This window comes from Streptosporangium sp. CA-115845 (assembly GCF_050943795.1).
Lineage (GTDB): Bacteria > Actinomycetota > Actinomycetes > Streptosporangiales > Streptosporangiaceae > Streptosporangium.
In genome coordinates this window covers 6655742-6681670 of record NZ_CP191988.1, presented here as the reverse complement: position 1 = coordinate 6681670, position 25929 = coordinate 6655742, and the positions used below count along the sequence as shown (strand labels likewise).

Here is a 25929-nt window from a genome sequence, read left to right as displayed (position 1 = left end):
AAGGAGAAGGTTATGGCTACGGGAACCGTGAAGTGGTTCAACTCGGAAAAGGGCTTCGGCTTCATCGAGCAGGACGGCGGCGGCGCCGACGTCTTCGCTCACTACTCCAACATCGCCGCCCAGGGCTACCGTGAGCTGCAGGAGGGCCAGAAGGTCTCCTTCGACGTCACGCAGGGCCAGAAGGGCCCGCAGGCCGAGAACATCGTTCCGGTCTGACGTAGCACGAGCACGGCAAGGGCCGGGGCCCGCATCCTTCGAAGGGTGCGGGCCCCGGCTCGTTCCGTGTCCGGCGCTCCTTGCCCGCTGAGCGAGAAGGCGTTTTCATGAGGGAATGCCGCTGACGATCACTGTGGTACGACACGGTCAGAGCGAGTCCAACGCGGCCTTCGAGGAGGCTTTTCACGCGGGGCGGGCGGTCGTCCTGGAGCGCCCCGACTCCGAGGTCGAGCTGACCCCGCTCGGCAGGGAGCAGGCCGCCGGGCTGGGGCGGCGTCTGGCCGGTGGGGACCCGCCCGACCTCGTCCTGTGCTCGCCGTATCGCAGGGCCGTGCAGACTTGGGAACTGGTCGCCGCCGAACTGGGCGTGGATCCCGAGGTCCGGCTGGAGCCGAGGCTCAGGGACCACGGCATGGGACGCTGGTCGGGGATGAACCTGATCGCGCTCCGGGAGAGGTTTCCCGGGCAGGAGGAGAACCTGACGGCGCGTCTTTACGCCGGATTCCGGCCGCCCGGGGGCGAGAGTTACCCCGACGTCGCCGACCGGGTGCGCGAGGTGGTCGGGGAACTGCGCGCGGGGCACGCCGGGCGGCGGGTTCTGATCGTCGCGCACGACTCGGTGGTGCTGATGTTCAAGCACGTGATCGAGGATGTCCCGATCGACTCCGTCGAGGCGTTCGGCCCGGTCGGCAACGCCTCGGTCTCGGTGTGGCGCGGAACCAGGCCCGAGGTCTTCAACGAGGTGGGCCACCTGCTGGGGACGCGGCCGCGGTGATGCTCCGCTCCGGCCGGGGTTTTCCTGATGATCTCACCCCGCCCGTCCCACCGGGTACTGGTATGGGGGATCATGGGATTCCCTCATCCGGGTATCGTGCCAGTCTCATGGCAAGCGGGCCGGGAACGGAGGAAGCGCTCCTCCGGTCGGGTCCGGCCGCCACGCATCGGAGGTTGATCTTGCAGGGAGCACTCGGCGACATCGTCGTTCTCGATCTCTCCCGTGCGCTCGCGGGTCCGCACGCCACGCAGATGCTCGGCGATCTGGGTGCTCGGGTGATCAAGGTGGAACATCCCGGGGGAGGTGACGAGTCCCGGGGCTGGGGCCCACCGTTTGTGGGTCCTGAAGGTGATATCTCTACTTATTTCCTGGCGGCCAACCGGAACAAGCAGTCGATCACCCTCGACCTCAAGTCCGCCGAGGGCAAGGCGCTGATCGAGCGTCTGGTGCGGCAGAGCGATGTGCTGGTGGAGAACTTCCGCACCGGCGTCCTGGACCGGCTGGGCTTCCCCGTCGAGCGGCTGCACGAGCTCAACCCCCGCCTGGTCATCCTGTCGATCACCGGCTTCGGCCATGACGGCCCGGAGGGCGGCAGGCCGGGGTACGACCAGATCGCGCAGGGCGAGGCCGGACTGATGAGCCTGACCGGCCCGTCGGCCGACGAGCCGTACCGGGTGGGCGCCTCGATCGCGGACCTGCTCGGCGGCATCCACGGCGCCTACGGTGTGCTGGCCGCGCTGTACGAGCGGGAGCGGACCGGGCGGGGCAAGGTCGTGCGGACCTCGCTGCTGGCCGCGGTGACCGGGGTGCACTCCTACCACGGCACCACTTGGACCGTCGGCGGCCAGGTGCCCGTCGCCAACGGTAACCACCACGCCTCCATCGCCCCGTACGGGGCCTTCCACTGCGCCGACGGCATGATCCAGATCGCGGTGGCGAACGACGCGCAGTGGCGCAAGGTCGCCGCCCTGCTGGAGATGGATCCAGATGTCGCGAAATATGTCACTAACAGGGAAAGATTTGCGCATCGGGATGAGCTGATCGCGGACATGGAGCGGAGGCTCACCAAGCACGACAGGGCGTACTGGCTGGCCGCGCTCGGCGAGGCCGGGGTGCCCGCCGGGGCGATCAGATCCATCGACGAGGTCTACGCCTGGGAGCAGACCCGTTCCCAGGGGCTGGTCGTCGAGGTCGACCACCCCGTGCTCGGCACCATCGAGCTGCCGGGACCGCCGCTCCGCTTCGACGGCGACCTTCCCATGCGCCATACCGCCCCGCCCGCCCTCGGCGAGCACAACGACGAGGTCCTCGCCTGGCTGGAGGAACGTGAACGGTCAACGACCCCCTCCTGAAGGAGGGGGCTTGAGGCGCGGTGATGCGCTTCGAAGCCCCATGTTGACCAGCCCTGGCCGTCATGAATTGGAGGTGTGATCCAGATGGCCACGTTGAACACAAGAGCGCAGACCGACCTTGGGGCGCTTCCTCAGCTCCAAGCTCTCGAATCCGTGAGAGCAGACACGCCCGAGGGTGGGCACGAAACGGCTCACGGACACCGCCTGGCGGCGGTATCCGGTGTTCACCATGGGCGAGGGGAGACCGGTCCGGCCGCACCGCCGCACCGGCGTCACCCCGAGGGCGCCTCGGCGCCGGAGGGAGCCAACCGTGAGGTTCACCCGGTCGTGTTCGTCCTGGACCGCCGCGGCCACCCGCTCGACCCGTGTCATCCCGCCCGTGCCCGTCGTCTGCTGGCGGCCGGGCGGGCGGTGGTTCACCGCCACACCCCGTTCGTCATTCGTCTCAGGGACCGGTCGGCTGCCGACTCCACCGTGGCAGGCGTGCAGGTCGGTGTCGACCCCGGCTCCAAGCACACCGGCCTGGCCGTGTTCACCGATCATGACGGGAGCCGGGCCGGACGGTATGCGATCCGGCTCGACCACCGGGGCGCGCTGATCCGCGACAGGCTCGCCTCCCGGGCCGCACTGCGCCGGGGCCGCCGGGGGCGGAAGCTGCGCTACCGCTCCCCTCGGTTTCTCAACCGCACCAGGCCGCAGGGGTGGCTCGCGCCGTCCCTGCGACACCGCGTCGACACCACCTTGTCGTGGGTGGCGCGGCTGTCCCGGTGGGCGCCGGTGGCCGCCGTCCACGTGGAGAAGGTCTCCTTCGACACCCACGCCCTATCAGCCGGACGGCCGCTCGAAGGAGTGGAATACCAGCGGGGCACCCTCGCCGGGTACGAGGTCCGCGAATACCTGCTGGCCAAGTGGGGGCGCACCTGCGCCTACTGCGGCGCGAGCGGCGTGCCACTCAACCTTGACCACATCCACCCCCGCAGCCGGGGCGGCTCCGACCGCGTCAGCAACCTGACCCTGGCCTGCATTCCGTGTAACCAGACCAAGAACGCCACCCCGGTGGAGGAGTTCCTCAAGGACAAGCCCGTCCTCCTGGCGAAGATCCTCAAGCAGGCGAAAGCACCGCTGCGCGACGCCGCCGCCGTCAACATCACCCGGTGGGCGCTGTGGCGGGCGCTGGAGGCCACCGGCCTACCCGTGGCAGGCGCCTCCGGCGGGCGCACCACATGGAACCGCTCCCGCACCGGCGCGCCGAAGTCTCACACGTTGGACGCGCTGCACGTCGGCTCGCTCGACACCGTGACCACCTGGCCGTCCACCGTGCTCGTGGTCAAGGCGACCGGGCGCGGTACCTACTGCCGTACCCGCACCGACCGCTACGGCTTCCCCCGCCTGCGGCTGCCCCGGATCAAGCAGGTCAAGGGGTTCGCCACCGGCGACCTGGTCCGCGCGACCGTCCCGACCGGCAAGAAGGCCGGAGTTCATACCGGGCGGGTCGCGGTCCGCAGCACCGGCAGTTTCAACATCACCACCCGGCACGGCCTCGTGCAGGGCATCGGCCACCGCCACGTCCGCCTGCTCCAGCGAGCCGACGGCTACGGCTACACCACCCACCCGGAAACGCGGCACCGTGCCGCGTTTCCTCCCCCGCCCGAAGGCGGGGGTCTCCACGCTGGAGGTATCTGATGACCCCGGCGCGGCCCGACGCGCGGACCCTGATCGACACCTTCCTCGATCCCGGGACCTGGCTCTCGTGGGACGAGCCGCCCGCCGATCCCTTCCCGACCAACCCGGGATACGCCGAGGAACTGGCCGCGATCCGGGCCAGGACGGGATACGACGAGGCGGTGGTCACCGGGGAGGGCCTGCTCGACGGGCGCCGGGTGGCGATCGTCGCGTGCGAGTTCTCCTTCCTGGCCGGCTCGATCGGGGTGGCCGCCGCCGAGCGGCTCACCGCCGCGATCGAGCGGGCCACCGCCGAGCGGCTCCCGCTGCTGGCGGCCCCCGCCTCGGGCGGCACCCGGATGCAGGAGGGCGCGATGGCCTTCGTCCAGATGGTGAAGGTCACCGCCGCCGTGGCCGCGCACCGCGCCGCGGGCCTGCCGTACGTCGTCTACCTGCGCCATCCCACCACCGGTGGGGTCTTCGCCTCCTGGGGCTCGCTGGGGCACGTCACCGCGGCCGAGCCGGGTGCGCTGATCGGGTTCCTGGGGCCGAGGGTGTTCGAGGCGCTGCACGGCTACCCGTTTCCCGAGGGCGTCCAGGTCGCCGAGAACCTCTTCGCCCGCGGCCTGGTCGACGCCGTGGTGTCGGCCGAGGACGCCCGGCGGGTCGCCATCCGGGTGCTCGCCGTGCTGTGCGCCCCCCGGGAGGGGCTGGATCCGGGTCCCGAGCCGGACGAGTGGATCCCGGTGGTCCAGGCGTGGGACGCGATCAGCCGCTCCCGCCGCGACGACCGTCCCGGCGTGCGGGCGCTGCTCAAGCTCGGAGCCTCCGAGGCCACCCCGCTCAACGGCACCGGTGTGGGCGAGCACGATCCCGGGCTGATCCTCGCCCTGGCCAGGTTCGGCGAGGTCCCCGCGGTGGTGCTCGGTCAGGACCGGCGGCGCCAGCGGATCGACGCCCCGCTCGGCCCGGCCGGGCTCCGGGTCGCCAGGAGGGGGATGCGCCTGGCCTCCGAGTTGGGGTTGCCACTGGTCACCGTGATCGACACCGCCGGGGCCGCGCTCTCCAGGGCGGCGGAGGAGGGCGGCCTGGCCGCCGAGATCGCCCGTTCTGTGGCCGACCTGGTGATGCTTGACGCCCCGACCGTCTGCCTGCTGCTGGGGGAGGGCGCGGGCGGCGCCGCCCTCGCGCTGCTCCCCGCCGACCGGGTGCTCTGCGCCCAGCACGGCTGGCTGTCGCCGCTCTCCCCGGAGGGAGCGTCGGCGTTGCTGTACCGGAGTGTCGACTTCGCCCCGGAGATCGCCGAAGCACAGGGCGTGAGGTCCACGGACCTGCGCCGGGACGGCCTCGTCGACCGGATCATCCCGGAGTTCCCCGACGCCGCCTACGAGCCGGAGGCGTTCTGCCGCCGGGTCTCGCGGGCACTGGAATACGAGATCGCGACCCTGCTGGGGCGGCCCCCCGCGGACCGCCTCGCCGCCAGGCTCTCCCGCTACCGCCGACTCGGCGTGGGCTGAGCGGGCGGCGGCGACCGCGCGTCGTGGCAGGTCACCTGGGAGCCCTCAGGCGGACGTCAGCCGCGAGGGGAGGTCACGGCTCCGAGAGCACCGGGGTGAGCGGGACCGGCAGGCGCTCGATCCGCACGGAGAAGACCTCGTCGCGGGGGACGACCACCTCGTACGCTCCGTGGTCGACCATCCAGTAGCCCAGGGCCTCGGCCTTCACCCCGCTGTGCCCGGTGTAGGCGATGTGCAGGCTCTCCTCACCGTTCTCCTCGGAGACGTCGAGGACCAGGCAGGGCTCACCGCCGAACGCGCCGACGGTGCGGACCAGCACCAGCCAGTCGAGGTCCTCGCGCGCGACGACCAGCCGCCAGTAGCCGGAGGCCGCCTCGAAGCCCGGCTGGGCCTCCTCGTTGAACAGCACCACCTCGGTGGCACCCGGGCCGAGGGCGGCGGCGTACGTCCGGCCGGAGTAGTGGGCGGCGAACCCCGAGGCCACCGGCTCGATCTCGGCGCTCATGAGGCGGGCCGCCAGCTCAGGCCGTCGTAGCGGCCGAAGAGGCGCTCCTCGCCGTCGGTCACATGGATGATCTCGGCCCCGGCGGGGATCGGCATGGGCGTGGTGTGGAACTGCGGCACGACGTGATCCCGCGAGGTGGTGAAGCCGTTCCCGGCGAAGGGTGGTGAATCGTTCCAGTCACCACCCATGTGCGGGCCGTACGGCACGACGTAGGCGTCCATGTCGCGGGCGTACCAGCGCATCAGATAGATCTCCGGGACGGTGGCGGTCAGCTCCGAGCCGTCGAACCCCAGGTCGAGACCGGCGAAGAGCTGAGCGGGGGTGGTCAGCCGCACGCAGTCCTGAACCCGGTACACGTATCCGGAGATCACGGTGCGTCTGCCGGCCAGATAGGGCACGAGCAGCCGAGGAGGTATGACCTTCTGCATCTGCGTTCTACGCCCAGGTGGATCACTCACGGTCGGCATTTTACGATCCACCGGCCCGGAGTCGCCGGTGTTCCAGGCACGGCAGGGCATTCCGGGTGGCAATCGTGATCTGGGAGTCGAATTCGCATATCTGTACGCCGGGTCCGGGGCCCATATCGGTGCGTACCACCCCCATCGGGTCGACCAGCATGCTCCGCCCGATCCCGAAGTCGTCGCGGGCCTCCGGATTCGGCGCCTGGCCCACGGCCGCGACCCAGGTGGTGTTCTCGATCGCCCGGGCCCTGACGAGGGTGGTCCAGTGCTCCTCCTTCATCGGCCCGGAACCCCACGCGGCGATCACCGCGAACAGCTCGGCCCCGGCGTCCACCAGGGCCCGGGTCAGCTCGGGGAAGCGGATGTCGTAGCAGGTGACCAGGCCCACCCGGAGTCCGGCCAGCTCCACCACGACCGGCGTGTCGCCCGGCGCGACCAGCTCGGATTCGCGGGCGCCGAAGGAGTCGAACAGGTGGATCTTCCGATAGGCCGCCTCGATCGAGCCGGTGGGGCCGATGGCGACCGCGGTGTTGTGGACCCGGTGATCACCGGGCTCGAACACCCCCGCGATCACCGAAAGACCGTGCTTCCGTGCGGCCTCGGCCAGCCCGGTGACGAACGGTCCGTCCAGCGGCTGGGCGAGATCGGTGATTCTCCTGCCGTACCGGGTGAGCGTGGCCTCCGGGAAGATCGCCAGCTCGGCGCCGCCCGCGGCCGCCTCGGCGAGGGCGTCGAGGGCGCGGCTCAGGTTGGCGGATGGATCTTCGGCCACCGGGATCTGGCAGAGGGCTATGCGGGTCACGGGTGTGACCCTATCCGTCTGTTCGGCACTCGTTCCAACCACGTGAGGCTCCGCCACGCCCATTCCAGCGGCCCATACCTGAACCTGGACAGCCACGCGCGGCTGAGGAGCACCTGGAACACCAGGACGGTGGCGGAGAGCGCCACCCCGGCGAGCCGGGTCGTGTCCGTGACGAGCAGCGGTACGAAGAGCAGGATGATCGGCGTGCTCATCAGATAGTTCGTCAGGGCCATCCGGCCGAGCGGGGCCAGGACCGCCAGCAGGGAGTCGCGCAGCCGGGTTCGCAGCAGGAGCAGCAGCCCGGTGCAGTAGGCCGTGGCGGCGGCGAGCCCGGCGGCCGGGTAGACGGCCCCGTAGAAGAGGGCGGGGTCCTTGGCGATGCGGACCCAGAGCCAGGTGAGCGTGACGCCCAGCACCACGCTCGCGACGAACGCGGGGAGCAGCAGCCATCCGGGCGGCGGGCGCTCCATCAGGGCCATGCCCAGCACGAACAGGCCGGGGATGAGGATCACCCCGCCGCCCTGGTGCACCGCCCAGGCGGTCAGGGCGACGCCCAGCAGCACTACCGCGGGCTGCGGGAAGAACGAGGCGGGCAGCAGGACCAGCGCTCCGAAGATCGCGTACGGCAGGAGCACCTCGCCGGGGTTGACGATCTGGTGGAGCGCGCCCAGCGCCGCGAGCACCGCCAGCCTGCGCAGCAGCACGGCCCGGGGGCTCTCGGTCCGCTCGGCCGCCGACCGGAGGAAGAGGACGAAGCTCAGCCCGAACAGGAACGAGAAGATCGGATAGAACCTGCTCTGCAGCAGGTTGTCGATCGCCCAGTCGACCGCGTTCTGGCCCGGGTCCCTCAGGTGGTCGCGGGTGTGCTGCCAGGTGTTGACCAGCATGATCCCGCACACCGCGAAGCCGCGGAGCGCGTCGAGTTCGTGGAATCGTCGGGTCACAGGAAATAGACGTACCACCACATAATCACCTGTGCATAGTCCGGGGTGATGTGATCCCCATCGGGTTGGTGATCTTGGGGCGGAAGTGTGGCGCCCTTGCCGGAGGTCGCTCGGTAAATCGAGCTGCGACGCTGGGTAACGGACTATATTCTCTCGGTGCTGGTATCGCTTTGATACCAGAGGCGCCTTACAGTGGGAGGCATGGCTATGACATTGCGGCTCTCCGATGAGCAGACCGAAGCCCTCCGGCGGCGTGCGGACAGAGAAGGGCGGAGCATGCAGCAGGTCGCGTTGCACGCCATCGACGACTATCTCGCCAGGGTCGCCGACGACGACCTTACCGATGATCTCGCTGCGCGAGGGGCCGAGCGTTTTGCCGATCTCCTGAGAAGGCTTGGCGAGTGACGCTGTTCATCACTCTGGAACAGGGGCTTCGGATCGTACGAAGGGCTGTTGGCGCGCCGATCCAGGTACGCGACTTGGGTCTCCTGGAGGCGGCACTGTTCCGTCCTCGGGCGTCGGTGTTCGGACAGGACGCCTATCCGGATCTCTTCACCAAAGCCGCAGCGCTGTTACATTCGATCATTTCCAGTCATCCGTTCGTCGACGGCAACAAGCGGGCGGCGTGGCTCACGATGTATGTCTTCTGTGCCAAGAACGGTGTCATGATCGAACCCGCCGATGAGGACGAGGCCTACGACTTTGTCATCGCCGTCGCCTCGGGCAAGCTCACCGAGGTCGATGAGATCGCCGACGTGCTCCGGAGCTTCGCCGTGACCGCTTGAGGCGGGTACCGCACCACCGTCGCCGGCCGGTGGCGCCCCGTCGGGCGGGGAGGGGCCGGGCGCGCCCAACCTCCGTCCCCGCCTCGGGAAGTCGCTACCTCTTGACGCGTACCTGGTCGGCCTGGAAGGGCGTCCAGGGGCCGATGCCCCTGGCGGAGGGAGTCGCCGGGCCGCACAGGGCCTGGAGCAGGTGGCCGCCCATCGCGTAGTCGATCGGGTGCGGCACGATCTGGTTGTTCTCGTCGATCTCGTTGTACTTCATCAGGTTGATGCCGATGGAGAGCTGGCGGCCGCCGTCCTCGCGGGCCAGGGCGTAGGTGCCCATCCCGAACACGCCGCCGCTGTGTCCCCAGACCCGCCCGCAGGGCGTGTTCTCGTTGTAGATGCCGAGGCCGTAGTTCATCACGACGTTGCCCAGCCCGTCGGTGACCGGCACCGTGGTCCTCATCTGGGCGAGCTCGGCGGGCCGCAGGATCTTCCCGTCCAGCAGCAGGCGGTAGAACCGGTTGAGGTCGTCCATGGTCGACACCATCGCCCCGGCCATGCCGAACCAGGACGGGTTGTAGACGCTGTAGTCACGCGGCGGATCGATCAGCCCGTAGAACGAGTCGTACGCCTTGGAATGCGGACCGTGGATGAACGGGGTGCGCGGGAAGTACGTCCCGCGGAGCCCGGCCTTGCGGATCACCTGGTCGGTGATGTATCGCTCGGGATCGGTGCGGGTGACCTTCCGCAGCAGCAGCCCGGCGATCACGTAGTTGGTGTTGGAGTAGGCCCAGGACCGCCCCGGCTCGTTCGTGGGCGGAAACTCCAGGCCGATCCTCGCCAGTTCTTCCGGCTGGGCCGTGCGGAGCCGGTTGTCGTCCACGCTCTGCGTCGATCCCACGACCAGCGAGGGGAAGGCCCCGGCGATGTAGTCGGCGATGCCGCTGGTGTGGTTCAGCAACATCCGTACGGTGACCTGCCTGCCCCGTTCACCGGGAATGAGGTCGGGGAGGTAGCGGGCGATCGGCGCGTCCAGTTCGATCCGGCCCTTCTCGACCTGCTGGAGAATCGCCACCGCGGTGAACGTCTTGGTGATGCTCCCGATCCGGTGCGGCATCTCCGGCCTGACCGGACGTCCGGTGTCCACGTCGGCCACTCCGGCGGCGCCGTTCCACCGCGCGGGCCCGTCGCGGACGTCGGAGTAGACGCCGTACATCCCCGCGTCCCTGATCGCGTCGAGGCTCTGCCGGAGGGCCCGACGGTCAAGGCCCGCCTCGGTCGCGGCGGGCGAGGGGTCGGCCGTCGCGGCGACGGCGGGTGCGGGAAGGGCGGTGACGCACGCCAGGAGCAGCCCGAGTCCGGAGATCGCCTGCCGTCGAAGGGAGTTTCCTGCGGGTGCTCTCATCAACAACCACCGCTTTCAGGACGGGATCACGATGTAATGATCTTTGCAATCATTTCGTGATGTGCCAATTCCCTCGCAGGTAAGGCGCCGGCCGCCTGCCGGAGGGAAGGGGATACGCGACAGTCGGGGCAGTGGAAAAGCCGGACCGGCCTACCCGGTAAAGCGAATTCCAGCTCCGGGTGGCAATTCTCGGTCACGGTGTCGAGGGAATGTCGGATTCGCCCTCTGATGAGCAGGCCGAAGCTCTTCGACGGTGCGCGAAGAGACCGGGACGCGGCATGCGGCAGGCGGTGTCATCGGCCGTGGCCGAACGCCTGGAATGCGCCCTCCCGGTGACAACGAGGAGATTCGCCGAATGATCGGCGCCGGGTCAGGTGTCGTCGGTGAAGGCTCGGTAGGCGGGGCGGAGCAGGTCCAGGATGGGGATGTGCCGGGCCTTGATCTGTGGCGGGTCGAGGGTGCGCAGTAGCAGGTCGGGTGGGGGGACGGGGAGGCCGGTACGGTCGCGGAGCCGGGCAGGGGAGACGCTCGGCTCGTAGAAGGCGGTCAGCCGGTCGGTGAACGGCGCGTCGTCCACGTCGAACAGTCCGGGTCCGTTCTCGCCGGAGCCGGAGCCGGAGCCGGAGCCGGAGCCGGAGCCGGGCGCGGTGCTGCCGCCCGCCTCGCGGAGGGCGTCGAGCAGGGCGTCCCTGGCGATGCCCCGCCAGGCCAGCACCAGGAACGGGTCGTCGTCGAACCTCTCGGCCAGCACGTACAGCACGGCGGACAGGTGTTTGCAGGGGAAGCCCCAGTCGGGACACGAGCAGGTCATGTCCAGGTCGCCGGTGCCGGGGAAGAGCGGCAGGCGGCAGGCGCGGAAGACGTCCTCGATCTCCGGCGGCATCTCGCCGGCGAGCAGCTTGGCCCGGTAGAGGGCCTGGGCGGCCAGCGCGTCGGTGAGCTTACGCCACTGGTCCGCCCGGTAGGGGGTGATCCGGATCTCGACCAGGTACGGGGTGGGCCGAGACCCCTGGACCCGTGCCGCGACCAGCCCCGGCCCGAGCTCTGTGTTGAGGACCTGGCCGGAGCGGGCGTACGAGCGGCCACGGCCGAGCCTGCCAGGGTCACAGACGTCTTCGAGGATGTCGATGAACCGGCGCGACCACCACCGCTCGCCGATCGAGCCCCGCCTGCTGCGGACCCGGATGCCGCCCTCGACCCGGATCGGCACGGACGGCTCGAACCAGCCACTCCTGCTCATGACGCCTCCTCGTGGACCCGCTGACGCGTGAGACCGCGTCCGGCGATGTGTCCGATGTGTCCCCAGCTCCGCCGACGGGGGAGGCCGTATCCGCCGGTTCGCTCGCTCATGAGGCCGCGCCGGTTGACGCGTCCGTCGATTCGTACGCTCACGAGACGGCCTCCGGTCCGAGACGGAACAGCTCGTGCAGCCGGTCGGTGGACAGGCCGGTGATCCAGTCCTCACCGGTGCCGACGACGCTCTCGGCGAGCGCCTGCTTGCGCTCGATCATCTCGTCGATCCGCTCCTCCAGGGTGCCGACGCAGATGAACTTCCTGACCTGCACGTTCCTGGTCTGGCCGATCCGGAACGCCCGGTCGGTCGCCTGGTTCTCCACGGCGGGGTTCCACCACCGGTCCACGTGGATGACGTGGTTGGCCGCGGTCAGGTTGAGCCCGGTGCCCGCCGCCTTGAGCGAGAGCAGGAAGAGCATCGGCTCGTCGTCGTCCTGGAACCGCTCCACCAGCGCGTCCCGCTGTCTCTTCGGCAGCCCGCCGTGCAGCCAGAGCACCGGGCGGTCCAGGTGCGCCGAGAGGTACGGCTGGAGCAGCGTGCCGAACTCGGCGTACTGGGTGAAGACCAGAGCCTTGTCGCCCTCGCCGACGATCTCCTCCGCCAGCTCCTCCAACCGGGCCAGCTTCCCCGACCGGCCGGACAGCCGCGAGTTGTCCTTGAGCAGGTGCGCCGGATGGTTGCAGACCTGCTTGAGCTTCAGCATGGTCGCGAGCACGTTGCCGCGCCGCTCGATGCCCTCACTACCGGTGATCCTGTCCATCATGTCGGTGACCACCGCCTGGTAGAGGGTGGCCTGTTCGGGGGTGAGGGTGCACCAGACCTTCATCTCCATCTTGTCCGGCAGGTCGGAGATGATGGTCTTGTCGGTCTTGAGGCGCCGGAGCACGAACGGCCCGGTGGCGCGCCGGAGCGCGGCGGTCGCGGTGGCGTCGCCGTCCCGCTCGATCGGCTCCTGGTAGCGCTCCCGGAACGTCCTGGCCGAACCGAGCAGGCCGGGGTTGCAGAACTCCATCAGGGACCAGAGTTCGGCCAGGTGGTTCTCGACCGGCGTGCCGGTCAGCGCGAACCTGCTCCTGGCCGGCAGCGCCCGTACGGCCTGTGCCTGCCTGGCGGCGCTGTTCTTGATGGCCTGCGCCTCGTCGCAGACGACCCTGGCCCAGGAGAGGCCGGCCAGCGTCTCGCGGTCCCGCAGGGTGGTGCCGTACGTGGTGAGGACCAGGTCCGCCCGCTCCACCCGCTGGGCGAGTTCCGCCCCGCGCAGCCTGGCGGTGCCGTGGTGCAGGTAGACCTCCAGCGAGGGGGCGAACCTGGCGGCCTCCTTCTGCCAGTTGCTGAGCAGCGACATCGGGCAGACCAGCAGGGTCGGCCCCGGCCGCACGCTCGCCGCACGCTCGTTGAGCAGCAGGGAGAGGGTCTGCGCGGTCTTTCCCAGGCCCATGTCGTCGGCGAGGACGCCGCCGAGCCCGATCTCGGACATGAAGCTGAGCCACGACAGCCCGCGCTCCTGGTACGGCCTGAGCACGCCGTGGAAGTCGGCCGGAGTCGTGATCGGCACGAGGCGGCGGTCGGCCTCGCCGGACAGCAGGTCGCCGAGGAGACCGTCGGCGTCCACCCCGACGACCGGCAGTTCCTCGTCGCCGCCGTGGATGACCTCCTGGATCACCTCGCCGACGGTCATCTCACCCGATCGGCGCCGCTCGACGGCTCTGAGCGCGGCGGTGAGCTGCCGGTCGTCCAGCTCGACCCAGCGGCCCCGCACCCGGACCAGCGGCACCTTGAGCCTGGCCAGCTCGGCCAGCTCCTCCTCGCTGATCGTCTCGTCGCCGATCGCCAGGTCCATCCGGAAGTCCACCAGCTGGTGCAGCCCGAAACCCTGGTCGGCCGCCGCGCCAGGACCGGTCGGCTGCGAGCGGGCGGTGAGCTTGAGACCGAGCCTCGTGGTGCCGGCCCAGGCGGGCAGTTGCACGCCGAACCCGGCGGCCTGCAGGAGCGGGGCGGCCTGGCGGAGAAACGCGAACGCGCCGGCCGTGTCGAGGACCATCTCGGAAGGACGGCGATCGCGCAGCGCCTCTCCCACCCTGGGGTAAAGCCGTGCCGCCCGGCCGAGCCCGGCGAGCAGCGCCTCGTCGGGACGTCCCGGCAGGCCGGGAGCGGTCTCACCGGCCCAGATGAGCGGCGCGGGAAGGTAGAGGCTCAGGTCGTCCGAGGACTGGAGGGCGAACTCCAGCCGCCAGCGGGAGCCGTCGGGTGGCGGCGCCGGACGGCCGCCGTACTCCGTGACGAGGTCGCGGGCGGGCTCGGGCTCCGGGCCGCTCTCGGGCTCGGTCAGCCGGAAGCACACCCTGACCGGGCCGTCGAGCCGGTGCGCGGAGTCGAACCACTCGCGGAGCGGCCCGGCCAGCTTCTCCGCCGAGGTCCGGGTCAGCCCGGGAAGCGCGGCGTCCGCATCGGTGAGGGCGACCATCCAGCGGTCCGGGAGGGGAGCGCGCGGTCCCGGCCGGTGTCCGCCGAGCAGGCGGTCGGGGAGCGCCCGCCGTACCGCGGCGTCGGTAAGGCAGGCCACGGCCTCGATCAGTACGTGGGCCGAGGGCCGCTCCTCGACGACGGCCCGGCAGACGGGCGGCATCGCGGCGGCCAGCTCACGGAAGTGGGCCGCGTAGGGGCCGGTCAGCACGGGACGCCACCGGGCCGCGTAGCCCGCGTCCTCGGCGACGAGCTGTGGCAGCACCCGGCCCCGGCGGATCAGATCACGGGCGTACGCCGCGACGACGGCGAGGTAGCGCAGGGAGGCGCCCGGGACCGGCGCCCGGTCCGCTCCGTCGGGGAACTCGTCGGGTTCGTACCTCTCCGCCGGGAGACGGGTCATCTCGTCCACGGCGTCGAGCAGGCTCAGTGCCGCGCCGGGCTCGATCAGCAGGGCGGGCACCCGCCAGCGGCCGATCTTCGGCTGCCGAGCGCCGATCTCGATCCCGGACTCGGCGGAGGGCAGCGGGCTCCGCGCGGAGCCGGGCAGCAGCAGGACGAGCTCTTCGAGGACGGCCTTGCTCACGGCCGCCGCCGCGATCTCTCCCCAGAGCGACACCCCGTCCGCCAGGCCCGTCGCCGGGGCCGCGAACGGATGCGGCCGGACCTTCGCCCGAGAGGCGCTCCCCGCGGAACCGTCCGCGTCCTCCCCCCACAGTGTCAGCCTGTCACCGACCCAGGCCCCATGGATGACCAGCACCGCCAAGTCCCCTCCTCGCGCCACGAAAGACCGTAACAGCTGTGGTACGGCGGGTGGCCCTCTCTTGCGCACCGACGACTTCGGCGGTACGCGAGGTGATGTGATCGGTTGATCCGCGCCGGCGCCGTACCCTCACGGCCGCGGACGGGGTGATCCGGGGCGCCGATTACGCTGGGGCGCGTGGACGATCCTTTGGTGACACGGATGCGCGGGTTCGGCACGACCATCTTCGCCGAGATGTCGGCGCTGGCCCTGCGGACGGGTTCGATCAATCTGGGGCAGGGCTTTCCCGACACCGACGGGCCCGCGGCGATGCTGGAGCGTGCGGTGTCGGCGATCCGCGAGGGCGCCAACCAGTACCCGCCGGGGCCGGGCGTGCCCGAGCTGCGCCAGGCCGTCTGTGAGCACCACAAGGACCACTACGGCCTCTCCTTCGACCCCGACGGCGAGATCCTCGTCACCGTCGGCGCCACCGAGGCCGTCGCGGCGGCGATCCTGGCGCTCTGCGAGCCGGGGGACGAGGTGATCGCGTTCGAACCGTACTACGACTCCTACGCCGCCTCCGTCGCCCTCGCCGGAGCGGTGCTCCGCCCGGTCACCCTGCGCCCCGTCGAGGGCCGCTTCACCTTCGACCCCGCCGAGCTGCGCGCCGCGGTCGGACCGCGCACCCGCGTCGTCCTGGTCAACTCCCCGCACAATCCCACCGGCACGGTCCTCACCCGTGCCGAGCTGGACGAGATCGCCCTGCTCTGTCAGGAGCGCGATCTGATCGCCGTCACCGACGAGGTCTACGAGCACCTCACCTTCGACGGTGTCGAGCACGTCCCGCTGGCCACCCTGCCCGGCATGCGGGAGCGGACCGTGATGATCTCCTCGGCCGGCAAGACCTTCTCGGTCACCGGCTGGAAGACCGGCTGGATCTGCGGCCCGGCCGAGCTCGTCAGGGCCGCGCAGACCGTCAAGCAGTTCCTCACCTTCACCGCCGCCGCGCCCTGGCAGCTCGCCGTCGCCCACGGCCTCCGCCACGAGCTGGATTGGGTCTCCCGTCTCCGGGCCGACCTGGAGTCCAAGCGCGACCGGCTGGCGGCGGGGCTGGCCGCGGCGGGCTTCGAGGTCTACCGCCCCGCGGGCACCTACTTCGTGCAGACCGACATCCGCCCCCTCGGCTTCACCGACGGCCTCGCCCTGGCCCGGGAGCTGCCGTCCCTGGCGGGCGTGGTCGCCGTCCCCACCCAGGTCTTCTACGCCCGCCCCGAGCGTGGAAACCACTTCGTCCGCTTCGCCTTCTGTAAGAGGGATGAGGTCATCGATGAGGCGGTGAGCCGCCTGGCCCGGCTCGGCGCCCGCTCCTGACGGGTGGGGCGGTTCGACCTGGAGGATGCCGATCGGGCATCCTGGGAGTGACGCGACTGGCGGCAAGGGGATGGCATCAACCATCGGGGAGCTCGTCGTGGGAGTCGACCGCCTGGGCGCCCACGCCGAGAGGACACGTATGTCCCAGTCCGTTCGAAACGGCTCAGACGGCTCGGAGTCCGAGAGCGCGCCGTCCGCCCGGCTGCTTCCCGGCGGCCCGGTCGCGCAGAGCATCCTCGCCGACGTGGCCGCGCGGGCGGCCGCGCTGACCCGCGGGGGCGTCACCCCCAGCCTGGCGACGGTTCTCGTCGGCGACGACGACGCCAGCGCCGGATACATCCGGATCAAGCAGCGGCAGGCCGCCGAGCTCGGGTTCGCCTCGCCGCACGAGCACCTGTCCGCGAGCGCCACCCAGGCGGACCTGCACGCGGTCATCACCGCGTTCAACGACGACCCGGCGGTGCACGGGCTGCTCGTGCAGCACCCCGTCCCCAGGCACCTCGACTACGACCGGGCCCTGCAGGTCATGGATCCCGACAAGGACGTCGACGGCATGCATCCGCTCAACATCGGGCGGCTGGCGCTGGAGCTTCCCGGTCCGCTGCCGTGCACGCCCGCGGGGATCGAGGCGCTGCTCGCCTACTACGACATCCCGGTCGCCGGCCGGGAGGTGGTCATCCTCGGGCGCGGGGCCACGCTCGGGCGGCCCCTGTCGATCCTCCTCGCGCAGAAGCGCCCGACGGCGAACGCCGCCGTCACCGTCGTGCACACCGGGGTGAGCGACTGGCCCCGCTACACGCGCCGCGCCGACGTCCTCGTCGCCGCCGCGGGTGTGCCGGGCATCATCCAGCCCGAGCACGTCAAGCCCGGCGCCGTCGTCATCGGCGGCGGCGTGCGCTACGAGGGCAGGCGCCTGCTGCCCGACGTCGACGAGTCCTGCGCCCAGGTGGCCGGGGCCATCACCCCCAGGGTCGGTGGGGTCGGGCCCACCACCGTCGCGATGCTGTTCCGTAACGCGATCACCGCGGCCGAGCGCGCGACGGCCTCCAGGTGAGTTCCCCGGTGGCCTTCCCGGGGGGGAGGCCACCGGGTGGCCGCGTCCCGCGAAACGCCGGCCGTCGTGTCGCCACCCTGAAACCGATCTCTCTGCGTGTACGTTCTGCTGCGGAGAGTGGTCGTCGGGGGCGGGGGTCTTCCGATGGTGCACGTCGCTCTCCACTCCCGTAACCCGCAGGAAGGAGAGCATCGACGATGCGACGGAGATTCAGGGTGCTGGCGTCGGCGGCGGCGGTCGCGCTCGGTTGCGCGGGGTTCGTCCCCGGCGCGGTGGCCGCCTCGAGTTCGACGTCCGCCGCCTGGGGTCCCATTCGCAGTCACCAGAACTGGCGCTGCCTGGACGCCGATCTGGGCACCATCGGCCCGAACGGGACCAAGGTGCAGCTGTGGGGATGCAATGGCTGGGACAACCAGTCCTGGAGTTATGACGTGTCCAGCCACACGATCCACAGCAAGGAGAACGGCCGCTGCCTGGACGCGGACCTGGGCACCGTCAACGCGAACGGCACCAAGGTGCAGCTCTGGGACTGCAACGGCTGGGCCAACCAGAAGTGGATCTACGACGCGACGAGCCACACGATCTACAGCATGTACAGCGGGCGCTGCCTGGACGCCGATCTGGGCACCATCGGCTCGAACGGGACCAAGGTGCAGCTGTGGAACTGCAACGGCTGGGCCAACCAGAAGTGGACGCTCTGACCGCCGTCACTCTCGGGCGGCGGGACCGCATCCTGTCCTCCCGTGCGCCGGAGCCCGGGGCCGGCGGAGAGTGGGCCGGCCCCGGGCGGTGTAGGGGGAGGTTCGCTACCTGCCGACGGTGACCGGCGGGGCGGTCGGATCGGCGGCGGTGGGCGGGGTGGCGGACCGGGCCGAGCGCAGCGGGATCTCCTTGATCATCAGGACGGTCACCGCGGCGAGGACGGCGATCGGGACACCGACCAGGAAGACCGCGCTCATCGCCCGGGTGAAGGCCTCCAGGATGATCTCCAGGACCGGTGCGGGGAGCTTGTGGATGGCCTCGGGGGAGCCGAGGCTGGGGGTCGCGCCGCTGCTCAGCGGCAGCTTCGCGGCCTTCGCCAGGGAGATCAGCTCCGCGGTGAGGCGGTTGGCCAGGATCGCGCCGAAGGCGGCGACACCCACCGCGCTGCCCAGGGAGCGGAAGAACGACACGCCGGAGGTCGTCGAGGCGAGGTCCGCCTTGGACACCGCGTTCTGTGCGGCCAGGATCAGGATCTGCATGGTGGCGCCGAGCCCGATGCCGAGCACCGCGTTGTCGACGCCGACGAGTAGCAGCGAGCTGTCGACGTGCAGGCGCGACAGGAGGAACAGGCCGACCCCGACCAGCAGCATGCCCACCGCGGGGAAGATCTTCCACCGGCCGGTTTTGCTGACGAACCTGCCGACCGCGATCGAGGAGACGAGCAGGGCGAGCACCAGGGGAAGGGTCATCAGGCCGGAGCCGGTGGGGCTCATACCCTTGACGATCTGCAGGTACTGGGGCAGGAACATCAGCGCGCCGAACATCGCCGCGCCGACCAGCAGGGAGGCGACGGAGGTGAGCACGAAGGTGCGGTTGCGGAACAGGTGCGGGGGCAGGATCGGGTCGGCCGCCCTGCGCTCGGCGACGACGGCCAGGCCGAACATCACCAGGCTGAGCGCGCCCAGGCCGTAGGTCCATGAGGAGTTCCAGTCGAACTCCTTGCCGCCGAGGGAGAGCAGCAGCATCAGCGCGGTGGTGCCGCCGGTGATGAAGGTCGCACCCCACCAGTCGACCTTGGTGTCGCGGCGGGTGAAGGGCAGCTTCAGCACCTTCTGGATGACGACGAACGCGACCACGGCCAGCGGCACGCAGATCCAGAACGTCCAGCGCCAGGACATGTTGTCCACGATGAACCCGCCGAGCAGCGGGCCGGCCACCGTCGAGACGCCGAAGACCGCGCCGATGTAGCCGGAGTAGCGGCCGCGCTCGCGGGGCTCCACCACGTCGCCGAGGATGATCTGCGGGAGCGCGGCGAGACCGCCGGCGCCGATGCCCTGCACCGCTCTGGCGGCGATGAGCTGGCCCATGTCCTGGGAGAACCCGGCGGCGACGGAGGACACCGCGAAGACGACCAGGGCGACCTGGAACATGAGCTTGCGGCCGTAGAGGTCGGAGACCTTGCCCCAGATCGGGGTGGAGGCGGTCATGGTCAGCAGGGTCGCGCTGGCCACCCATGCGAGCTGGTCCTGGCCGCCGAGCGTGCCGACGATCGTCGGCAACGCGGTTCCCACCACGGACGTCGAGATCATCGACGTCAGCATGGCGAGCATCAGTCCGGCCAGGATCTCCAACACCTGTCTGTGGGTGAAACCCGGTGTGGCCTCGGCCTGGATCTGTTGTTCGGTCGGCATGAACCGCCCCCAATGCGTGTAGAGTACATATTAAATTAGTAGACGCTTGTTTACTCGTCAAATCTGGAAGGATTGCGTAGGTGGATGAGACACGGCAGCGCGACAGAGAGGGCACCAGGCGGCGCATCCTCGACGCCGCCCGCCGGTTGTTCGCCGACCTCGGCTACGACCAGGTGACGATGCGGATGATCGCCGCCGAGGCGGACGCCAACATATCGCTGATCAACCGTTACTTCGGCAGCAAGCGAGAGCTGTTCGCCGAGGTGCTCGCGATGCAGGGACGCTTTCCCGGCGTCCTGGACTTCCCCGAGGAGGAGCTTCCGCGCCGCCTGGCCGAGTACATCGCCGAGCGGCTCCGCTCAGACCAGGCGAGCCCGGTGATGGCCGCGCTCATCCGGTCGTCCAACTGCCCGGAGATCCACGATCTCATCCGGGACCGGGTCAGTTCGGCGATCCTGGAGCCCCTGTCGGCAAGGCTCTCCGGTCCCGACGCGGCCTTCCGGGCGAGGATCGCCACCGCGCTCGTCACCGGGACCGGCACGATGCGCCAGCTCTACGGCCCCGAGTCGAGCGACGTTCCCGACCGTGAGGCGGTGATCGTCCGGCTCACCGCGGTCTTCGAGGCCTGCCTCAGCCGGTGATCATGCGGCATGCCGTGCCGGGGACGTGGTCGACCTGCAGTGTGGTGTGGTCGATGTGGAAGCGCTGGTGCAGCAGCTCGGCCAGCTCGCGGCGGACCTGGTGGCAGTCGCCGCCGGGCATGACGGTCACGTGCGCGGAGAGCGCGGGGAAGCCGCTGGTCACCGTCCACACGTGCAGGTCCTCGACACCCGTCACGCTCGCGTGGGCGACGATCGCGGCGCTCACCTCGGCCGGGTTCACCCCGTCGGGTGCGGCCTCGAACAGGATACGTCCGGCGTCGCGCAGCAGACCGTAGGCCGCCTTGGCCATCAGGGCCGCGACGACCAGGGCGGCGATCGCGTCGGCCCGGCCCCAGCCGGTGAGCCAGACGACCGCGCCGGCGATCGCGGTGGCCACGAACGCGTACAGGTCGTTGAGGATGTGCTGGAAGGCGCCCTCCACGTTGAGGCTGCTCCGGTCGGCCCTGGCGATGAGCCACGCGGCGACGGTGTTGACCGCGATCCCGGCCAGGGCGGTGCCGAAGACCAGGGCTCCGGCGACCTCGGGCGGCTCGATGAGCCGCCGTACGCTCTCGTAGACGAAGTAGGCGACGAGCGCCACGAACGTCAGCCCGTTGACGGCCGCGGAGAGGATCTCGGCCCGCTTCCAGCCGAAGGTGTAGGCGCCGCGGGCCGGGCGGGCCGCCATCCTCATCGCCACCAGCGCGAGCGCGATGGCGCCGGCGTCGGTGAGCATGTGCCCGGCGTCGGAGATCAGCGCGATGGAGTTGGCGGCGATGCCGATGACGACCTCGACCGCCATGAAGGCGAGCAGCAGGGCGAGCGCTGCCGCGAGGTAGCGGCGGTCGGCGTCGGCGCGGTGCCCGTGGCCATGCCCGTGACCCATCGTAAGATCCATTCTGTCAACACCTGAACACCTGCTCATATATTAAGCAAGGTGAGCCTAACCCGGCAAGACGCAGCTCCGTCCATGCCCCCGCGCGTGCCGCCGTACACGGACTCCTGGGGCGGAAGCGGGGAGGGGGGAAGATACTAACTTTCGGCGTAAAACCGGGTGAGAGCTTGTGCGGGCCAGGCCTGGGACCGGCTGATCTTTCCTCCTATTTTGGGGTCTCTTGCCATCATCGGAGATGACCAGATGTCCTTTGTGCAGTGGGTGCGCGCGCAGGTGGACCGGCACGGGCACGAACGGTCCTACACCTTCGTGGCGGACCGCAGGGGCGAGCTCGTCGAGCAGGACCGTCTGACCTTCGCCGACCTGGACGCACGGGCCAGGTCGATCGGCGCCTGGCTGGCGGGGCGGCGGATGGCGGACCAGACGGTGCTGCTGCTGCACCCGGCCGGTCTGGAGTTCCTGGCGGCATTCCTGGGTTGCCTGTACTCCAGGGTGGTCGCGGTGCCCTCGCCGCTGCCGCAGACCGATCCCCGCGCGCTGGAGCGCGCCGAGGGAATCATCAAGGACGCCGACGTGCGGCTGGTGCTCACCGACTCGGCCAATCTGGACATGCTCGACGCCTGGCTGCGCGACGTCGGCCTGGACGGCACCGTCGAGTGCGTGGCCACCGACGCCCTCGGCCTCCCCGACCCCGATGACTGGACGATGCCCCGGATGGGGCCCGGCACCCTCGCCTACATGCAGTACACCTCCGGTTCCACCAGCGAGCCCAGAGGCGTCATGATCACCCACGCCAACCTGCTCCACAACGAGGGGGAGATCTGGCGGGCGATCGGCTCGCCCAAGGTGGGCATCGGGGTGGGGTGGCTGCCGCACTACCACGACATGGGCCTGGTCGGCATGCTGCTCCAGCCGATCTACGCGGGCGGCGACCTCTACTTCGCCTCGCCGATCGCCTTCGTCATGCGCCCCGCGCTCTGGCTGGAGATGATCAGCCGGTACCGGGCCGGATACACCGTCGCGCCGAACTTCGCCTACGAGTGGTGCGCGGCCCGGGTCACCGATGCCCAGGTGGCCGGGCTCGACCTGTCCAGCCTGCGCTTCGCGCTCAACGGGGCCGAGCCGGTGCGTACCGGCACGCTGCGCGCGATGGTGCGCCGCTTCGGAGCCGCGGGCTTCAGCGAGAAGGCATGGGCCCCGGCGTACGGCATGGCCGAGGCGACCCTGGTGATCACCGCCACCCCGCTGGGGCACGGGCCGACGGTCCGCGGGTTCGACGCCGCGGCGCTGGAGCGGCACGAGGCGGTTCCGGTGGAGAACCCGGGAGAAGGCGTGGAACTGGTCGGTTGCGGGCGGCCGATCAGCATGTCCGTGCACGTCGTCGATCCCGGTACCGGAACCGAGCTGCCGCACGGGCGGGTCGGAGAGCTCTGGATACGCGGGGAGAGCATCGCGCGGGGGTACTGGCAACGTGCGGAGGCGACCCGCGACGCCTTCCGCGGACGCACCGCCGTGGGTGAGGGGCCGTTCCTGCGGACCGGGGACCTGGGCTTCCTGCTGGACGGCGAGCTGTACGTCACCGGCCGCATCAAGGACGTCGTCATCGTCAACGGGCGCAACCTCTATCCCCAGGACCTGGAGGAGGCCGCCCGGCAGGTGCACCCGTCGCTGGGGGCCGGGGCGGCCTTCGGGGTACGTGCCGAGGGTGAGCACGTGGTGCTCGTCCAGGAGATTCGCGAGCGGGGCCTCGACGCCCCCGCGGAAGAGCTGGCCCGTGGCGTGCGGGGCGAGCTCGCCCGGTCCTTCGGGCTGCCGTCGATGAGCGTCGTGCTGGTCAGGCGCGGCGGAGTGGGCAAGACCACCAGCGGCAAGATCCAGCGCTCACGCACCCGTGACCTGCTGCTGAACGGATCGCTGCCCGTCGTCCACGCCGAGCTCACCGCGGCCGTCGCCGCGCGCGTCCGATCAGAAGGAGTGTGAACATGTCCGCCGACGCCGGGATCGCCGCAGACCTGGACATCATCCGCGGCTGGCTGGGGGCGCGGGTGGCCTCCTACGTCATGCGCTCACCGGAGGAGATCGACCCGCTGGTGCCGGTCGCCCAGTACGGCATGGACTCCGTCTACTCGCTCAGCCTCTGCGGTGACATCGAGGCCGAGTACGGGCTGGAGATCGAGCCGACCATGGCCTGGGAGCACCCGACGGTCGCGGCCATGGCCGACCACCTGCTGGGACGGCTGAGCACGGGCCGATGAACGGGGCGTCGCCGGCCGGGCTGCTGTGCGGGCTGCTGTGCGGGCGGCGCACGAAGTGGGTGGTGCTGCTCGTCTGGCTGGGCATCGTCGTCGTGGCCGCCTCCCTCGCCGGACGGCTGGAGTCGGTACAGCAGGACGACATCGCCGGATACCTCCCCGCCGGCGCGGACTCCGCGCAGGCGGTCAGGCGCATCCTCGGCATGCAGGGGGAGAACCTCTCCCCGGCGACGATCGTCTACGAGCGGCCGGGCGGTCTCGGCGAGGCCGACGACGCCGAGATCGCCAGGGACGTCAAGGCGCTGGCCGGGGTCCCCGGGGTGGTGGCCGAGATACCCACCCCCAGTGGCGGCAGGACCTTCGGGCGTGCGGAGTTCGACAGGGAGCTCGCACCGTACCGGGACGCCCGAGGACGGCTGCCCGAGCAACTGCGGATGGTCGAGCAGAAGTTCCGGGCGCCCAGGCTGACCAAGACGATCAAGTTGATCGCCATGCAGCGGTCCGGGGACGGCGAGGCGGTCCAGGTCGTGGTGATCGTCAGGGACCAGGGCGGCAGGGAGACCGCCGAGATCGTCGACCGGATCCGCCGGGTCGTGGACGAGGGCCGTCCCGCGGGACTGGCCGCGCACATCACCGGCATGGTCGGATTCCAGGCCGACGCGCTGGCCGTGTTCTCGACGGTGGACGGCGACCTCCTGCTGGCCGCGCTGGGCGTGGCCGTGGTGGTGCTCCTGATCACCTACCGCAGCGCGGTCCTCTGGCTCTTCCCGCTGGGAACGGTGCTGGTCGGGCTGGCCGTCGCGATGGGGGTGAACTACCTGCTCGCCGCCGCGGGCGCGATCACGGTCAGCAGCGTGGCGGTCTCGCTGCTCATGGTCCTGGTGATCGGCGCGGGCACCGACTACGCGCTGCTGGTCATCGCCCGCTACCGCGAGGAACTACGCAGGCACGCCGACCGGCACGAGGCGATGGCGGTCGCGCTGCGCAGGGCCGGGCCCGCGGTGGTGGCGAGCGCGGCGACGGTGGTCGCCGCGCTGCTCTGCCTGGTGGTGGCCGAGCTCAACTCCACCAGGGGCCTCGGGCCGGTCTCCGCGGTCGGGGTGACCAGCGCGATGCTCGCCATGATGACCCTGCTTCCCGCGGTCATGGTCGTCTTCGGGCGCTGGATCTTCTGGCCGCTCGTCCCGCACCACGACCCGGACGCCGAGGAGCGTCCCGCCGACCACGGCAGGTGGGGCGCCCTGGGCGGCAGGATCCGCGCGAACCCCCGTCTGGTGTGGGTCGTCACGGTCATCGGGCTCTGCCTGTGCGCGTCCGGGCTGGCTTCCTACCGGGCGGGCGGGCTGGGCAACGCCGACGTCTTCCTCTCCAGGCCGGACTCGGTGGTCGGGCAGGAGGTCGCCGAGCGGCACTTCCCCTCGGGCGAGGCCGATCCGGTCCAGGTGGTCACCACCGAGCAGTACGTCAGGGACGTGATCGTGGACACCGCGCAGCGGCCCGAGGTCACCGCGATCTCGCTGGGCGCCGCGGGCAACGGCGACATCCTGCTCAACGTGACGGTACGCGGGGGCGACGGTGAGGAGGCCGAGCAGCACGAGGTACTCGCCCTGCGCGACCGGCTGCGGGCGGTCGCCGCCCCGGACGTCAACGTGGGCGGCAACGTGGCGCTCATCGCCGACCTGGAGCGCGGCGCGCGGCGGGATCGGGTGGTGATCATCCCGCTGGTGCTGCTCGTGGTCTTCGCGGTGCTCGCGGTGCTGCTGCGCTCGCTCATCGCGCCCATGCTGCTGCTGGCCACCGTGGTGCTGTCGTTCCTGGCCACGCTGGGAATCAGCTCGCTGGCGTTCGCGCACCTCTTTGGCTTCGCCGGGGTGGACCAGGGGTTCGTCCTGCTGGTCTTCGTCCTGCTGGTGGCGCTGGGCGTCGACTACAACATCTTCCTCATGCACCGGGTTCGGGAGGAGGCGCACCGCTACAGCACGGCGCACAGCGCGATCCTCGGTCTGGGCGCGACCGGGGGTGTGATCACCTCGGCGGGAGTCGTGCTCGCCGGCACCTTCGCGGTGCTGGTGGTGCTTCCACTGACGCAGACGGTCCAGATCGCCTTCGCGGTGGCCGTGGGGGTGCTGCTGGACACGATGATCGTCCGTTCCGTACTGGTGACCGCGCTCACCCTGGACGTCGGCGACGTCGTCTGGTGGCCGAGCCGCCTGGCCAGGGGCACCGGCTGGTGGCACCGCGGACCGCGCCCCTACCGGCCCACTGCCCCGGCGGTCAGGCCGCGGGTCATGCTCAGGCCCCGGCGGCTGGTGCGCCCCCGCGTGGTGCTCGGATCCGGCAAGGTCGCCTTGAGAAAGAGCGAAAAAGTAGGAGGCGAGTTTAGCGGTAAATGATAAAAGGCGTTATTGCGAGGCA

The 25929-nt window shown here is 70.6% G+C and carries 23 protein-coding genes and 1 riboswitch; of the genes, 14 read left to right on the top strand and 9 right to left on the bottom strand.

Translation table 11 applies throughout. From position 1 onward, the window contains the following. Positions 1-12: 12 nt before the first annotated feature. The 5 genes from ACQP0P_RS32040 to ACQP0P_RS32020 all read left to right on the top strand — a co-directional run bounded on the left by ACQP0P_RS32040 (position 13) and on the right by ACQP0P_RS32020 (position 5522). Complete coding sequence (locus tag ACQP0P_RS32040; protein WP_350929493.1) at positions 13-216, top strand: cold-shock protein; 204 nt, start codon at positions 13-15, stop codon at positions 214-216. A gap of 115 nt (positions 217-331) precedes the next feature. After that, entirely contained in the window at positions 332-991 is a 660-nt protein-coding gene (locus ACQP0P_RS32035) for a histidine phosphatase family protein (protein WP_433361830.1), read from the top strand. A gap of 179 nt (positions 992-1170) precedes the next feature. Continuing rightward, positions 1171-2343: a CaiB/BaiF CoA transferase family protein gene (locus tag ACQP0P_RS32030; protein ID WP_433361827.1), complete on the top strand. Its 1173-nt coding sequence runs from the start codon at positions 1171-1173 to the stop codon at positions 2341-2343. A gap of 327 nt (positions 2344-2670) precedes the next feature. Further along, positions 2671-4026, top strand: coding sequence for an RNA-guided endonuclease IscB (gene iscB / locus ACQP0P_RS32025; protein WP_433361824.1), 1356 nt, complete (start codon positions 2671-2673; stop codon positions 4024-4026). Then, a complete protein-coding gene (locus ACQP0P_RS32020) occupies positions 4026-5522 on the top strand; it encodes a carboxyl transferase domain-containing protein (RefSeq protein ID WP_433361821.1) in 1497 nt (498 codons plus the stop codon). The genes iscB and ACQP0P_RS32020 overlap by 1 nt, the downstream gene beginning before the upstream one ends. A gap of 73 nt (positions 5523-5595) precedes the next feature. Here the strand turns inward: ACQP0P_RS32020 and ACQP0P_RS32015 are convergent, their stop codons facing one another. Genes ACQP0P_RS32015 through ACQP0P_RS32000 form a run of 4 tightly spaced genes read right to left on the bottom strand, consistent with a single transcriptional unit; the run spans position 5596 to position 8234 of the window. Next, positions 5596-6027 carry a hypothetical protein gene (locus ACQP0P_RS32015; RefSeq protein WP_433361818.1) on the bottom strand — a complete coding sequence of 144 codons (432 nt, stop codon included), beginning with the start codon at positions 6025-6027 and terminating at the stop codon, positions 5596-5598. Beyond that, a complete protein-coding gene (locus ACQP0P_RS32010; protein WP_433361815.1) occupies positions 6024-6485 on the bottom strand; it encodes a hypothetical protein in 462 nt (153 codons plus the stop codon). Before ACQP0P_RS32010 ends, ACQP0P_RS32015 begins: the two co-directional genes overlap by 4 nt. A gap of 10 nt (positions 6486-6495) precedes the next feature. Beyond that, a complete protein-coding gene (locus tag ACQP0P_RS32005; protein WP_433361812.1) occupies positions 6496-7290 on the bottom strand; it encodes a carbon-nitrogen hydrolase family protein in 795 nt (264 codons plus the stop codon). Further along, positions 7287-8234, bottom strand: coding sequence for a DUF418 domain-containing protein (locus ACQP0P_RS32000; protein ID WP_433361810.1), 948 nt, complete (start codon positions 8232-8234; stop codon positions 7287-7289). The genes ACQP0P_RS32005 and ACQP0P_RS32000 overlap by 4 nt, the downstream gene beginning before the upstream one ends. A 201-nt stretch (positions 8235-8435) precedes the next feature. Between ACQP0P_RS32000 and ACQP0P_RS31995 the strand changes: the two genes are divergently transcribed. Both ACQP0P_RS31995 and ACQP0P_RS31990 read left to right on the top strand, forming a co-directional pair. Then, positions 8436-8639, top strand: a complete 204-nt coding sequence (locus ACQP0P_RS31995; protein ID WP_433361807.1) for a FitA-like ribbon-helix-helix domain-containing protein — start codon at positions 8436-8438, stop codon at positions 8637-8639. Next, complete coding sequence (locus tag ACQP0P_RS31990; protein WP_433361804.1) at positions 8636-9019, top strand: type II toxin-antitoxin system death-on-curing family toxin; 384 nt, start codon at positions 8636-8638, stop codon at positions 9017-9019. The genes ACQP0P_RS31995 and ACQP0P_RS31990 overlap by 4 nt, the downstream gene beginning before the upstream one ends. A gap of 94 nt (positions 9020-9113) precedes the next feature. Here ACQP0P_RS31990 and ACQP0P_RS31985 read toward each other — a convergent pair whose 3' ends face one another. From ACQP0P_RS31985 to ACQP0P_RS31975, 3 genes are all read right to left on the bottom strand, one after another. Next, positions 9114-10409 (bottom strand): serine hydrolase domain-containing protein, encoded by a 1296-nt coding sequence (locus ACQP0P_RS31985; protein ID WP_433361802.1) that lies wholly within the window; start codon positions 10407-10409, stop codon positions 9114-9116. A gap of 370 nt (positions 10410-10779) precedes the next feature. Continuing rightward, the gene (locus ACQP0P_RS31980) at positions 10780-11649 is read right to left on the bottom strand and encodes an SWIM zinc finger family protein (protein ID WP_433361799.1); all 870 of its coding nucleotides are present in this window, start codon (positions 11647-11649) and stop codon (positions 10780-10782) included. Between the two features lie 148 nt (positions 11650-11797). Beyond that, on the bottom strand, positions 11798-14926 hold the full coding sequence (locus tag ACQP0P_RS31975; protein WP_433382215.1) for a DEAD/DEAH box helicase: 3129 nt from the start codon (positions 14924-14926) through the stop codon (positions 11798-11800). Positions 14927-15106: 180 nt separating this feature from the next. On the opposite strand from ACQP0P_RS31975, the gene ACQP0P_RS31970 reads away from it, so the two are divergent. The 3 genes from ACQP0P_RS31970 to ACQP0P_RS31960 all read left to right on the top strand — a co-directional run bounded on the left by ACQP0P_RS31970 (position 15107) and on the right by ACQP0P_RS31960 (position 18034). Beyond that, complete coding sequence (locus ACQP0P_RS31970; RefSeq protein ID WP_433361796.1) at positions 15107-16279, top strand: pyridoxal phosphate-dependent aminotransferase; 1173 nt, start codon at positions 15107-15109, stop codon at positions 16277-16279. 42 nt (positions 16280-16321) lie between these two features. Next, positions 16322-16404: riboswitch (ZMP/ZTP riboswitch) on the top strand. 14 nt (positions 16405-16418) lie between these two features. After that, a complete protein-coding gene (locus ACQP0P_RS31965) occupies positions 16419-17333 on the top strand; it encodes a bifunctional 5,10-methylenetetrahydrofolate dehydrogenase/5,10-methenyltetrahydrofolate cyclohydrolase (protein WP_433382212.1) in 915 nt (304 codons plus the stop codon). A 197-nt stretch (positions 17334-17530) separates the two neighbouring features. After that, positions 17531-18034 (top strand): ricin-type beta-trefoil lectin domain protein, encoded by a 504-nt coding sequence (locus ACQP0P_RS31960; protein WP_433361793.1) that lies wholly within the window; start codon positions 17531-17533, stop codon positions 18032-18034. A 105-nt stretch (positions 18035-18139) separates the two neighbouring features. Here ACQP0P_RS31960 and ACQP0P_RS31955 read toward each other — a convergent pair whose 3' ends face one another. Continuing rightward, entirely contained in the window at positions 18140-19726 is a 1587-nt protein-coding gene (locus ACQP0P_RS31955) for an MDR family MFS transporter (protein WP_433361790.1), read from the bottom strand. An 80-nt stretch (positions 19727-19806) separates the two neighbouring features. On the opposite strand from ACQP0P_RS31955, the gene ACQP0P_RS31950 reads away from it, so the two are divergent. Beyond that, positions 19807-20367 (top strand): TetR family transcriptional regulator, encoded by a 561-nt coding sequence (locus tag ACQP0P_RS31950; RefSeq protein ID WP_433361787.1) that lies wholly within the window; start codon positions 19807-19809, stop codon positions 20365-20367. On the opposite strand, the gene ACQP0P_RS31945 is transcribed toward ACQP0P_RS31950, so the two are convergent. Beyond that, complete coding sequence (locus tag ACQP0P_RS31945) at positions 20357-21253, bottom strand: cation diffusion facilitator family transporter (protein ID WP_433361784.1); 897 nt, start codon at positions 21251-21253, stop codon at positions 20357-20359. The genes ACQP0P_RS31950 and ACQP0P_RS31945 overlap by 11 nt on opposite strands. A gap of 252 nt (positions 21254-21505) precedes the next feature. Here ACQP0P_RS31945 and ACQP0P_RS31940 point away from each other — a divergent pair, with 252 nt between their 5' ends. The 3 genes from ACQP0P_RS31940 to ACQP0P_RS31930 are packed head-to-tail and all read left to right on the top strand — an operon-like array spanning position 21506 to position 25907. Then, complete coding sequence (locus tag ACQP0P_RS31940) at positions 21506-23242, top strand: fatty acyl-AMP ligase (RefSeq protein WP_433361781.1); 1737 nt, start codon at positions 21506-21508, stop codon at positions 23240-23242. A 2-nt stretch (positions 23243-23244) separates the two neighbouring features. Further along, the gene (locus tag ACQP0P_RS31935; RefSeq protein ID WP_030923661.1) at positions 23245-23517 is read left to right on the top strand and encodes an acyl carrier protein; all 273 of its coding nucleotides are present in this window, start codon (positions 23245-23247) and stop codon (positions 23515-23517) included. Continuing rightward, on the top strand, positions 23514-25907 hold the full coding sequence (locus tag ACQP0P_RS31930; RefSeq protein ID WP_433361777.1) for an MMPL family transporter: 2394 nt from the start codon (positions 23514-23516) through the stop codon (positions 25905-25907). Before ACQP0P_RS31935 ends, ACQP0P_RS31930 begins: the two co-directional genes overlap by 4 nt. Positions 25908-25929 lie beyond the last annotated feature (22 nt).

Bases quoted from the DNA above. Each gene is read 5' to 3' on its own strand.
- ACQP0P_RS31930 (WP_433361777.1), top strand. From the start codon at position 23,514: ATGAACGGGGCGTCGCCGGCCGGGCTGCTGTGCGGGCTGCTGTGCGGG.
- ACQP0P_RS31935 (WP_030923661.1), top strand. From the start codon at position 23,245: ATGTCCGCCGACGCCGGGATCGCCGCAGACCTGGACATCATCCGCGGC.
- ACQP0P_RS32040 (WP_350929493.1), top strand. From the start codon at position 13: ATGGCTACGGGAACCGTGAAGTGGTTCAACTCGGAAAAGGGCTTCGGC.
- ACQP0P_RS31955 (WP_433361790.1), bottom strand. From the start codon at position 19,726: ATGCCGACCGAACAACAGATCCAGGCCGAGGCCACACCGGGTTTCACC.
- ACQP0P_RS31945 (WP_433361784.1), bottom strand. From the start codon at position 21,253: ATGGGTCACGGGCATGGCCACGGGCACCGCGCCGACGCCGACCGCCGC.
- ACQP0P_RS31960 (WP_433361793.1), top strand. From the start codon at position 17,531: ATGCGACGGAGATTCAGGGTGCTGGCGTCGGCGGCGGCGGTCGCGCTC.
- ACQP0P_RS32035 (WP_433361830.1), top strand. From the start codon at position 332: ATGCCGCTGACGATCACTGTGGTACGACACGGTCAGAGCGAGTCCAAC.
- ACQP0P_RS31995 (WP_433361807.1), top strand. From the start codon at position 8,436: ATGGCTATGACATTGCGGCTCTCCGATGAGCAGACCGAAGCCCTCCGG.
- ACQP0P_RS32015 (WP_433361818.1), bottom strand. From the start codon at position 6,027: ATGAGCGCCGAGATCGAGCCGGTGGCCTCGGGGTTCGCCGCCCACTAC.
- ACQP0P_RS31985 (WP_433361802.1), bottom strand. From the start codon at position 10,409: ATGAGAGCACCCGCAGGAAACTCCCTTCGACGGCAGGCGATCTCCGGA.
- ACQP0P_RS31980 (WP_433361799.1), bottom strand. From the start codon at position 11,649: ATGAGCAGGAGTGGCTGGTTCGAGCCGTCCGTGCCGATCCGGGTCGAG.
- ACQP0P_RS31940 (WP_433361781.1), top strand. From the start codon at position 21,506: ATGTCCTTTGTGCAGTGGGTGCGCGCGCAGGTGGACCGGCACGGGCAC.
- ACQP0P_RS32020 (WP_433361821.1), top strand. From the start codon at position 4,026: ATGACCCCGGCGCGGCCCGACGCGCGGACCCTGATCGACACCTTCCTC.
- ACQP0P_RS31965 (WP_433382212.1), top strand. From the start codon at position 16,419: ATGTCCCAGTCCGTTCGAAACGGCTCAGACGGCTCGGAGTCCGAGAGC.